This is a genomic window from Fructilactobacillus vespulae, assembly GCF_047324295.1.
GTDB lineage: Bacteria > Bacillota > Bacilli > Lactobacillales > Lactobacillaceae > Fructilactobacillus > Fructilactobacillus vespulae.
Map to the genome: position 1 here is coordinate 253,632 of NZ_CP137138.1, position 11,838 is coordinate 265,469.

8 protein-coding genes are annotated in these 11,838 nt (G+C 37.5%); 1 reads left to right on the top strand and 7 read right to left on the bottom strand.

Annotated features, from left to right (window positions below; all coding sequences use genetic code 11):
• Positions 1 to 48 precede the first annotated feature (48 nt).
• On the bottom strand, positions 49 to 1,692 hold the full coding sequence (locus tag R4B61_RS01300; RefSeq protein ID WP_413627847.1) for a malolactic enzyme: 1,644 nt from the start codon (positions 1,690 to 1,692) through the stop codon (positions 49 to 51).
• 119 nt (positions 1,693 to 1,811) lie between these two features.
• Here R4B61_RS01300 and R4B61_RS01305 point away from each other — a divergent pair, with 119 nt between their 5' ends.
• Positions 1,812 to 2,696, top strand: coding sequence for a LysR family transcriptional regulator (locus R4B61_RS01305; RefSeq protein ID WP_413627848.1), 885 nt, complete (start codon positions 1,812 to 1,814; stop codon positions 2,694 to 2,696).
• Positions 2,697 to 2,778: 82 nt separating this feature from the next.
• Here the strand turns inward: R4B61_RS01305 and arcC are convergent, their stop codons facing one another.
• The 6 genes from arcC to R4B61_RS01335 form a co-directional block, all read right to left on the bottom strand.
• Positions 2,779 to 3,699, bottom strand: a complete 921-nt coding sequence (gene arcC, locus R4B61_RS01310) for a carbamate kinase (RefSeq protein WP_413627849.1) — start codon at positions 3,697 to 3,699, stop codon at positions 2,779 to 2,781.
• A gap of 1 nt (position 3,700) precedes the next feature.
• The gene (locus tag R4B61_RS01315) at positions 3,701 to 5,119 is read right to left on the bottom strand and encodes a basic amino acid/polyamine antiporter (protein ID WP_413627850.1); all 1,419 of its coding nucleotides are present in this window, start codon (positions 5,117 to 5,119) and stop codon (positions 3,701 to 3,703) included.
• Between the two features lie 29 nt (positions 5,120 to 5,148).
• Positions 5,149 to 6,192 carry an ornithine carbamoyltransferase gene (gene argF, locus R4B61_RS01320; protein WP_413627851.1) on the bottom strand — a complete coding sequence of 348 codons (1,044 nt, stop codon included), beginning with the start codon at positions 6,190 to 6,192 and terminating at the stop codon, positions 5,149 to 5,151.
• A 23-nt stretch (positions 6,193 to 6,215) separates the two neighbouring features.
• On the bottom strand, positions 6,216 to 7,451 hold the full coding sequence (gene arcA, locus R4B61_RS01325) for an arginine deiminase (protein ID WP_413627852.1): 1,236 nt from the start codon (positions 7,449 to 7,451) through the stop codon (positions 6,216 to 6,218).
• 367 nt (positions 7,452 to 7,818) lie between these two features.
• Positions 7,819 to 11,076 (bottom strand): BspA family leucine-rich repeat surface protein, encoded by a 3,258-nt coding sequence (locus R4B61_RS01330; RefSeq protein ID WP_413627853.1) that lies wholly within the window; start codon positions 11,074 to 11,076, stop codon positions 7,819 to 7,821.
• 18 nt (positions 11,077 to 11,094) lie between these two features.
• The gene (locus tag R4B61_RS01335; protein ID WP_413627854.1) at positions 11,095 to 11,703 is read right to left on the bottom strand and encodes a hypothetical protein; all 609 of its coding nucleotides are present in this window, start codon (positions 11,701 to 11,703) and stop codon (positions 11,095 to 11,097) included.
• Positions 11,704 to 11,838 lie beyond the last annotated feature (135 nt).

Consider the following 11,838-nt stretch of genomic DNA (forward strand, 5'->3'; position numbering starts at 1 on the left):
AAAAACACTCTGAAGCCAGAATGTTTTTTTGTTTTGCAATGAATCTAATTATTTAACTTCTTTGTATACTGGGTACCACTTTTCGCCTTCAACTGCTGCTTTAACATCAGCAATTTCTTCACGAGTAATACCTTCGTCTACAGCAGTTTGAGCCACTGAGTTAGCAACAGTTTGTGAGAACTCAGTTAATTGGTCAACTGGAGGAAGGATTGGAGCACCTGGTTGAGTTGGGTCCACGATACCACCAAGTGAGTGAGCAGCAGCACTGATCATCTTGTCACTTAGGTTAGTTGCAGTAGCAGCAATGGCACCTAAACCAATCCCAGGGTATACAAGGGCGTTGTTAGCTTGACCGATTTGGTAAGTTACACCGTTGTATTCAACTGGATCACTAGGAACACCAGTAGCAACTAGGGCACGACCATCTGACCACTTAATTACGTCAGCAGCAGTTGCTTCACATAATTTAGTTGGGTTTGAGATTGGTAAGATAATTGGACGTTCAGTGTGAGCTGACATTTCCTTAACCACTTCTTCAGTGAAGGCACCAGGAACAGTTGAAGTACCAACCATGATAGTTGGGTGGACAGCTTTAACAACTGAAAGTAAATCAGTTAAGTCTTCTGAGTTTTCGAATTCTGAACGACTTCTAGCAAATTTCTTTTGACCATCAGTTAAGTCTTCCATGTCGTCAAACAATAGACCTTGCTTGTCAACCATGTAGAAGTGCTTCTTAGCTTCTTCTTCTGAAAGACCTTCTTGAACCATTTCTTCAGCAACACGTTGTGCAATACCAACACCGGCAGTACCACCACCGAAACAGAGGTATTTTTGATCAGTCATCTTTTCACCAGAGATGTTAAGACCACCAAGCACACCGGCTAATACAATGATACCAGTACCTTGGATATCATCGTTAAATACCAAGTATTTGTCCTTGTACTTGTCTAAGATCTTGGCCGCGTTAGCACGACCAAAGTCTTCAAAGTGAAGGTATAGGTTAGGGAATAGGTCTTCAGCTTCAGTAACAAACTTGTCAACGAAGTCGTAGTACTTGTCTGAGTAATCACGTTCTTGTGCGTTACCCAAGTACAATGGATCTTCGATTAATTCTTTTCTAGTAGTACCAGCATCAAGCACAACTGGAAGTACTTCTGAAGGATCGATACCAGCAGCGGCAGTATATACCATTAACTTACCTGTTGGGATGTCGATACCTTGAGTAGCCCAGTCACCAATACCAAGAATACCTTCACCATCAGTTACAACTAATAACTTGATGTTACGACCTTCTGCAGCATTGATTAAGCTTTGACGAATAGTTGCTTGATCATCATCGTTGATTGAAAGGTAAGCAGCGTTTTGTGGGTTTACGTACATACGGCTGTAGTTTTCAATTGAGTCAGCGATAGTTGGATCATAAACAACTGGCATGAATTCACTAACGTGTTCAGCGAAAGTTGCGTAGAAAAGCACACGGTTTTCGTTGAAGATACTCATTAAGTAGAAACGTTTTTCTAAATCGTTACTCTTAGTTAAGTATTCTTTGTATACACGAGCTGTTTGTTCCTTTAAGGTTTGTACACGAGGTGGTAACATACCTTGTAGGTTTAATGTCTTACGTTCTTCTTCAGTAAAAGCAGTTCCTTTGTTTAAAAAGGGATTGTTTACAATTTCTTGACTTCTTGTCATGAATAAGACTCCTTTTGTAGTATTATATTAATTAATTGAACACTGTGTATATTAAACCATCACGAAAAAAATAGTCAAACAAATTGTTTTTATAAACTTTGCTTATATGAGGTGCATATATGAAACTTCAAGATTTAATCTATTTCAATAAACTCGCTGAACTCAAGAACTACACTACGGTTTCGGAGTATTTCGGCGTTAGTCAACCTTCCATTTCCATGGCCATTCAACGGCTGGAAAAAGAATTTAACGTGGAATTAATTAATCGAAATCAATCGCACCGCCAAATTCGCGTGAGCCCCAACGGAAAGATTTTGCAAAAACATACCTTAGTAATTACCCAAGAAATTGAAAATCTAAAGGAAGATATGCACCACAACTTCAAACAACCGATTCGTTTTGGGTTGCCTCCCATTATCGGAAACTATTACTTTCCCAGCCTGGCGCTCAGTCTAATTAAAGAAAACATTTTAGACGACCTCGACAACATCGAAACCGGTTCTAGCAAACTATTAGAACTCCTTCGTTCTGGAGAAATTGACATGGCGTTACTTGGTTCCAATGAACCCATTAAAAGTAACGTGTTAAACGTCCAACTCCTCACCCAAAATGACTTTAAAATCATCGTTTCGCCCGATTCTCCATTTGCTAAAAAGGATAAAATTACGATTGCGGACTTAGATCAAGCCAACTTCGTTTCCCTCTCCGATAACTTTGTTCACACCGAAGCCTTTAACAAACTTTGTTCTGAGCATAGTGCCAAGGTGAACATCCGCTACCGGACCCAAAACGTCGAACTTTTAAAACAGTTAGTTTCTGAAGACATCGGGGTTTCTTTCTTAACCGAACAATCCATCACCCCTAACGATAACTTGGTAGCTATTCCGATTGATGACGAAAACCTAAAGAAATTCTGCGTTTCCATCGTTTATCGAAAGACCCACGTATTGTCACCTAAAGAACAAGAGTTAGTCGAGTTATTAACCAAACAGATTGAAAAATAAAAGCAGGTATCCGAAATGGATGCCTGCTTTTTTACATGTACAACTTTTGTCAATAGAAATTTACCAGTCAGAATCGTAAATCTTATTTCGTAATCACAGTTGCTTCATGATTTTTTTCAAAGTCAGCAATGTTATCTAATGAGGTAATCACTGCCTTCTGATTCGTTTTTTCCACAAACTCAATGGCAGCTTGAATCTTAGGTTCCATTGAGCCCTTGCCAAATTGTCCTTCAGCAAGATATTTTTGTAATTCGTCCACCTTAACTTCGCCTAAATCAGTTTGATCCGGTTTACCAAAGTTAATGGCAGCTTGTTTGACGGCCGTTAAAATGAATAACTCGTCCGCATCAACTCGTTCGGCTAACTTAGCGGCCGTGAAGTCTTTGTCAATCACGGCTTCTACACCGGTAAGGTTCCCATTTTCTTTGACGACGGGAACACCGCCTCCACCACCAACAATTACGACTTGGTCACTGTTGGCCAGCTTTTTAATTTGATCAACTTCGACAATATCAATTGGTTTTGGTGAAGGCACCACGCGACGATAACCGCGACCGGAGTCTTCCACCATTTGCCAATCAGGGTGTTCCTTTTGAATTGGTGCCAGTTCTGAATAGAACGGACCAATTGGTTTGGATGGAGCAGCAAAAGCGGCATCTTTTCCATCAACTAACACCCGTGTAACTAAAGTACTACTATCAATTCCGTGATTGGTTAACGCATTTGTAAGCCAAAAACCAATCTCACCTTGCGTCATGGCCACTAACGTATCTAGTGGCATAGCGGGGTTCTTTTCGCTGCCCCCGGCAATCTCTTGTAACAAGAGGTTACCAACTTGCGGACCGTTTCCGTGGTTAATAATCATTTGCACCGGTTCGTCTGCTTGTTTTAGATAAGCAACTAAACGTCGCACCGTTTTATCAAGGGCTGCTTGTTGCCCCTTTGCGCTAGGATCATCAGTCAAAATTGCATTTCCACCTAGAGCAATAACAATTTTCTTCATTTTATGAAACTCCAATCTTTCCCATTACTAATGCAATAATGGACGTAATTGCAGCAATCGTGATGATTACCATCATAATGATTTCAAATTTCGTTAATTTTTCTCCGCGTTCTCTCACTGACATAATGTAGAAAACGAAGCCTAACACGTAGGCGATGGAACATAACCAGAGAAATTGTAATCCGGCAAACACAATTCCGATGATTTCAAATAACACGGTAATAATCCCTGGAACCATCAATTTAACGGAATGTTGTTCCCGACCAACTTTAACTTGATATGCGCCGACTAGGGCGTAACAAATCACAATTGCGGCGGTACATAATGAGATTGCAAAAGTATATGCAGAATCTGTGAATAATAATGAAATTAAAAACATTTGTAACAAAATTTGGGTTAACCAGAGGGAATGAGATGGAGAGTTCTTCTTATTTAAGTACCCAAACCACTTTGGTAGTAATTTTTGGTTAGCAAGTTGACTCGTTGCTTCAACTGGCAACATGGTCCAAGATAGCCAAGCTCCGGCAATCGTGATGATGAGCGAGATACTTACTAACGCCCCACCGATTGGTCCAATCATGTCTTCAACGACATAGGTTAGAGCCGGGTTACTAATCTTAGCTAGTTGTGCTTGACTCATGTATCCATAAGGAAGCATGGAAATGACGGCATTAATTACCAAAAGGGAAATAAACCCGATGATAGTGGCCCGACTGGCGTCAGAACGTTTCTTCGCCCGACCTGCCATCATGGTAGCTCCTTCAATCCCGATAAAAATCCACATCATGGTAATGATACAGCCCTTAACTTGATCAAAGACTCCCTTGCCAGTCGCACTAGTATAAGTAAAGTTAGTACTGAAGTTTTGCCAGAAATGTTCAGTAAAGACATTGGCCTTGAACATGATGATTCCTAATAAAATGAAAGCTACTAAAGGAACCAACTTGACGATGGTAACAATGGTGTTGATAAAGGCGGCACTTTCCACTCCGTGTGTAACTAAAATGGTTAGGAACCAGGAAATCACCGAAGCCGTAACTACGGCAATCAATGAGTTTCCGGAACGAAACGATGGAATGAAGTACCCAATTGATGACATCATCATCGTCGCAAAGGCCACGTTTCCCAGCCAAGCAGAGAGCCAGTAACCCCAACCGGACAAAAAGCCGGCAAAGTTACCAAATCCCGCTTGGGCATAGTCAGAAATCCCTTCTAATTCGGGATGAGTTTCACTCAACGATTTCAAGCTTAATGCTAATCCAAAAATGCCGACTCCAGTGATTAGCCATGCTAGTAGCGCTGGTCCGGGAGTAGCAACTGACGCTAATCCCGAACTCGCGTTATAAATTCCCGCCCCAATTGCGGAACTGATTACCAACATCACTAATCCTAAAAACGAAACTCCATTTTTGTTTTCCATTAATCTATCCTCTCAATTTTAAACTAGGATTATTTAAAAAGACTTAAATCGCCGAGAGTAGCTGCCATAATCGCCATGATTGAGTGTTTACGGTTACCAGCTTCTTGGAATTGACGTCCGTATTTACTTCTAAAGACTTCGTCAGTTACTTCCATTTCCGGTTTATCTAAACCAGTGTATTTTTCCACAGCTTCGGCACCTAAGATGGTGTTGCCATCGTGGAAGGCTGGAAGACAGTGCATGAAGATTAATTGACCGTCTTGGTTACCAGTCTTTTCCACCATATCCATGTTGATTTGGTAAGGAAGGAGTTCATCAATTCTTTCTTGCCAGTTGGTTTCACCCATGGATACCCAAACGTCAGTGTAAAGCACGTTTGATCCTTTAACCCCTGCTGCAATATCTGAGGTAACTAATGGTTTTGCCCCTGATTTAGCGGCGTAATCATTAGCTAATTTTTGAATTTCAGCAGTAGGTTGTAATTCGTCAGGTGCAACGATGTGCACGTTAACTCCGAGCATGGAACCAGAAACTAACAAAGAGTTGGCTACGTTGTTACGACCGTCACCGACAAAAGTAAGAGTTAAGCCTTTAAGTTTGCCGAATTCTTCTTTAACAGTCATAAAGTCGGCAATCATTTGAGTTGGGTGCCATTCGTTTGAAAGACCGTTCCACACGGGAACCCCAGAGTATTTTGCCATGGTTTCCATGTCGGCTTGTTCAAATCCACGGTATTCAATTCCGTCAGCTAGTTCACCGAACACACGAGCAGAGTCTTCCACGGATTCTTTCTTCCCAAATTGACTAGAAGTAGGGTCGATGTAGGCAGTGTTGGCACCTAAATCATCTCCACCTAGTTCAAAAGATAATCTCGTTCTAGTCGAAGTCTTTTGGAATAAAAGCACGATGTCTTTGTCGTGAAGGTAAGGAGTTACCTTGCCCTTTTCCTGTTTTTCTTTTTTTAGTTTAATGGAGAAATCGATTAAAGCTTCGAGTTGTTCTGGTGTAAAATCAGCTTCTTTTAAAAATGATCGTCCTTGTAGTGATTGTAGTTCTTTTAATAGTTCCATCATACATTCCTCATTTACTATATTTTTTATTTAGTTAAATCTTCTCTGAAGATTGGTTGTGACATACAACGTGCTCCACCACGTCCTCTAGCTAATTCAGATGAACGAATCTGGTTAACTTTGATGCCGTGTTTTTCCATTAATTCGATGGAAACGTAGTTACGGTCGTAAGTTACGACTTCACCAGGTTTAATGGCTAAGTTGTTTGAACCATCGTTCCATTGTTCTCTTTCAGAGATAACTGGATCACCGTCACCGGTTTCAATTAAATCAATTTCTGAAAGACCGAGAACTTCTTTTAAAGTAGCCATTAGGTCAGTCCGGTGTTCAATCACGATGTCTCCGTCTTTGCCGGGGTGAAGAATGTTAATGTTCATCTTGCCGGCTTCGTCCATAATCCCTGGGAAGACCGTAAATTGATCGTAGTTAACCATGGTAAAGACCGTATCTAAGTGCATCATGGCGTGGTTATGGGGAATCTCAATGGCAACCACTGTATCAAATTTAGAATGTGGGCTGTCAAAGAGCGCTTTCGCTAACTTTTCAATTGAGCGGGTTGAAGTTCTTTGTGAAGCTCCAATTGCAAGCGTGTGGTCATTTAAGACTAATTCATCTCCACCTTCAATGCGAGAATCAATCGAACGATCTAACCAGATGTCGACTTGGTTCTTGAATCTTGGGTGATACTTCATTATGTAATCAGTGATTAATGACTCGGGTTTCCGAGCTGCAAAAGTCATGTGATTAATGGTTAATCCGCTACCAATCATAGCTTGTGGGTCACGAGTAAAGTAAGCATTTGGTAGTGGGTCTAAAATAAATGGGTTGTTAGCATCTGAGCCAGAAATGTCGTGAAGACTTGGGTGTTTAAAGTCCACTACTCCACGACGAAGTCCAGCGTAGATGGCAGTTACTAGTTCGTGCACTGATAGAGTAGCAAAGTAGCTCTTAATATCAGTAGCAGCGGCACCAGTGTAAAAGTGTTCAGCCAAATAAGTATCTAAGAATTGATTACGAATGGCTTCGTCTTGTAAAACGTCTTCTAATAAATCTTCAACGTAGACAGTTTCGATGCCTTTGTCTTGTAAGACTTTGGCAAAATAGTTGTGTTCTTCTGCAGCAATTTTTTGATAAGGTACATCATCAAAAAGCATGCGCTCCATTGTGTCTGGTGTAATATTTTCAATCTCTTTGCCAGGGCGATGAAGTAAAATTGATTTCAAGTTACCAATCTCTGAGTTTACATTAATTGCGCGGTTCATATAATCATCCCTTCACTAATTAAAAATCATTAACAACTGGGCAAACTTTTACTCTCCTTTGCCCACATAAAATATACCACTGTAAACGCTTACATACAACCCGAAAAGAAAAGTTTTTTGCTAAATAACGGCATTTTAGCAGATAGTTAGATATGTTATTCACAATCATATCATATATGATTAAATGTAATTACCACTTATTAAAAGTTATAAAAAAGACCAGTCAGAGCCACTACATGAGTTCTAGACTGGTCTTTTAACACGGAGAGTTTTTGAATTTTGGGCAAAATAAAAATCCCCCAATCGAGATTTTCATCTCAATCAAGGGATTAATATTCGGTATCAAAGTTTAATCAAAGTAATTTAATTAACCTTTTTTACCATAAAAGTTTTTGAGCCATGCAAAGATACCGACTACCGCTACTAGTACGGCTGCAAGTGATGCTAAGAAGACATTAGTGTGATCACTATTATCATCAGTTGAAGCATGTTTTGCACTTGCTTGTTCTTTGTTTGCAGCATGTTTAGGAGTTGCCATATGCTTAGCAGTCTTAGCATTTGACTTCGTCTTAGTATCTGCTGTTTTGGCATCGTTGTTACTGTTTGAATCATTGTTGCTATCAGTTGCATTGTTGCTATCAGTTGCATTGTTGCTGTCAGCATTATTAGCTTGGTTTTGTGAACCAGTTTGTGCTGTAGCAAGTTGAACATCTGAGGTTCCAGTTGCGGCGTTTACACCAGCAAAGTTAGTTACGTTAGCGTTGGTTGGAGTTTCCTTAGCGGCTGCGTAATTACCTTCGTGGGCAGGAACTGTAACTGGACGAGTATGGTTAGCTGCACTCGTTTGATTGTCAGTCTTGTTAGTAGTAGTTGGTTGTGCTGGTTTGTTACTACTGTTTTTGGCGGCTGGCTTGTTTTGTTTATCACTTGAAACATGAATTCCAGCAAAGTTTACCGCAATTGCATTTACAGCATCAGCATCTTTAGCCGCAGCTATTTGTTCATTTAATGAATTAAACTTATCGTTTGCAGCTTTACTTTCTTCTTTACTTGCTGATCCTGTTAATCCTTTATCTGCAGTAATTGCTTGATCTACAGCTTCTTTTTCGGCTTCAACTGTTTTTACTAATTTATTTTGTTTTTCTTTAAAAATTATTACTGAATTATTATCAGCATTATTTACCACATCAAAAATATCATTAAAATCAGATATATTAGATAATTTCCAATCTAATATACCATTTAAGTTCGTTAAATTTTTCATACCTCTAAATGCACCAGACATATCAGTGACATTAGAAACATCCCAATTACTTAAGAAATCAATATTTTCAAGTTTTTGTAGATTATTAAAAATATTTTTCATACTTGTAACATTCGATGTATCCCAATTAACTTTAGATTCATTATCATTAAAAGTGAAATCTCTTAGAGATAAATCAGAATCATTTTCATGATTACCATTGATTGTAATCAAGTTTATATCAGAATTAAAGAAATTATCTAATGATGTAACACTTCTTATATCAAATGTGTTCAACCCAGAGATAGTTTCCACATTCGTTAATCCTGCTAAGAAACCTTCTGTATTATCAGGTAAGTCAAATGATTTTTCAGCACCTACAAACTTAATTGTTGCTTTTTTAGCATTTTCGGTGTCATTTATTATATCTAATGGTAATTTTTGGTTATCCTGAATATCTTTTAAAACATTATTTTCAAATTTATTGTTTTCAGCATTTTCTTTTAGGATATAAGTTAGTACTCGATTTTTATTATCCCAAATATATTTTAAAGCACCATTTTCACCAGTTACTTCTTTAGGACTATTTAAATCAGAAAATTGTTTTTCAGTATCAGTAATAAGTTGATTTACTTGATCAACACTTGTTGCATCGTTGATATTAATTGATAATTTAACAAATGCTTGCTTAATATCTAAAGTTTTAGCTTTGCTTTGGTCTCTAGTTAATCCATTACCTACTTCTGCATTTTCTAGAAATATTATTTTTTTACTGGTAATGTTCCGAACTGAATCTGATTTTACTGTTTCTTCTTTATGCGTACGTAAGTTATTAAACTTAGTTTCTAAGCCATTAACAATTTCATTCACTTTACCTAAATCAGTTTTTTGACCTATTTCTGTTTTAGCATCTTCTGCTGCAGCTGAAATCTTAGCTTTATCTGTACCTTCGCCAGTTCCTTTTTCTGCTTCACTTAACCATGCGTCATCATCAATTTGGTTATTAAATTCCGTTACCTTTAGATCTACGCTAGCTTTGGCATTTGATTTTACTGTTTCTTCTTTATGCGTACGTAAAGCATTAAATTCTTGATCTAGGCCATTAACAATTTCATTCACTTTACCTAAATCAGTTTTTTGACCTATTTCTGTTTTAGCATCTTCTGCTGCAGCTGAAATCTTAGCTTTATCTGTACCTTCGCCAGTTCCTTTTTCTGCTTCACTTAACCATGCGTCATCATCAATTTGGTTATTAAATTCAGTTACCTTTCGATCTACGCTAGCTTTGGCATTTGATTTTACTGTTTCCTCTTTATGCGTACGTAAGTTATTAAACTTAGTTTCTAAGCCATTAACAATTTCATTCACTTTACCTAAATCAGTTTTTTGACCTATTTCTGTTTTAGCATCTTCTGCTGCAGCTGAAATCTTAGCTTTATCTGTACCTTCGCCAGTTCCTTTTTCTGCTTCACTTAACCATGCGTCATCATCAATTTGGTTATTAAATTCCGTTACCTTTAGATCTACGCTAGCTTTGGCATTTGATTTTACTGTTTCTTCTTTATGCGTACGTAAGTTATTAAACTTAGTTTCTAAGCCATTAACAATTTCATTCACTTTACCTAAATCAGTTTTTTGACCTATTTCTGTTTTAGCATCTTCTGCCGCAGCTGAAATCTTAGCTTTATCTGTACCTTCACCAGTTTCCTTTTGTTCACTAGTTAAAAATGTATCATCATCAATTTCTTTAAAAACAGAATTCTTTATCTGATCTACTTTATTTTTTGAATCATTTTGAACCTGCCTCATCTCAGCATTATTAGTACGCAAACTTTCAAATTTCTTTTCAAGGCCATTTGTATAAGTAGTTATGTCATTTAACGAATTAGAATTAGTTATATAATTAATAGCATTTTCAACTTCACTATTAATTTTAGCTTTATCTGTACCTTCGCCAGTTCCTTTTTCTGCTTCACTTAACCATGCGTCATCATCAATTTCTTTAAAAACAGATTCTTTAATTTCAGTAACTTTATTACTAGCACTATCTTTAACTAAAGATTCATACCCAGAATCTAAACCATCAGTAAATCCTGTAAATCTAGATTGAATATAAATAAGTTTAGAATCATCTGATTGTACGTTTTTATAATCATCAGAAAGAAATGAAATTGCATCATTATAACTTCCTTTTGAAGTTTTATTATCTGATTTTGGTTGTCTATTTTCTGAAAAATCATTAATTACAGATTGAGATAATCCTGCTTTTTCAAGTTTAGTAACCATATTATTATATCTCAATTGATAAATTACAATTGCTTTTTTACGCGCATCAGTGAAATTTTTTTCATTTTGAATATCAGAATTAATATTTAATCCCATTGTATCTGGAATATTTTTTTAATTATCATCCACACTTTCATCATCAGTAAAAGATCTAATGTCTTCTAAATTACTAATAGATTTTTTTTCATTATTACTTCTACTTTCATCATTGAACGAACTCATTGGTGATTGACTTTGTTTGCTTGTTGAATTTACAGCATGGCTGCCGTCACTTGTTGAACTTGCTGGTGCCTGGCTTTGTTCACTTGCTGAACTTACAGCGTGACTTTCTGTACTTGCTGAGCTTACAGTGTGGCTTTCTGTACTTGCTGAACTTACTGCATGACTTTCCGTGCTTGCTGAACTTACAGCGTGACTTCCAGCACTTGCTGATTTGGCATTACCAAAAGTATTAGATATTAATTCATCATAATTAGAAGGTTCCTGTCCATCTGAACTTGCCGGCACATCTGAAGCTGGCTTAGCTGCATCTGATTTTTGCGTTGCAGGTTCTTCTGTTTTAGCTGGAGTTGCATCAGCGTTTACAGTTGTACTGCCGACAGTAAAACTAGCTCCACCTAACAACATGAAAGTTGCCAATGAGACGGTCACCCATTGTTTTTTCACTTTTCTTAATACTTTTTTGTCATTTTCTTTTTGAAATTTATTCTTATTGTATAGCATACATACTCCCTTTTATTAAATTGTAAAAGTTATAACAAAATAAACTTACTGTTAGTATAATGTAACGATATTCACATTTCAACTTCTAGTTTAAAAAAATATTATTATAATTTTAATAATTAATTAATAAAATAA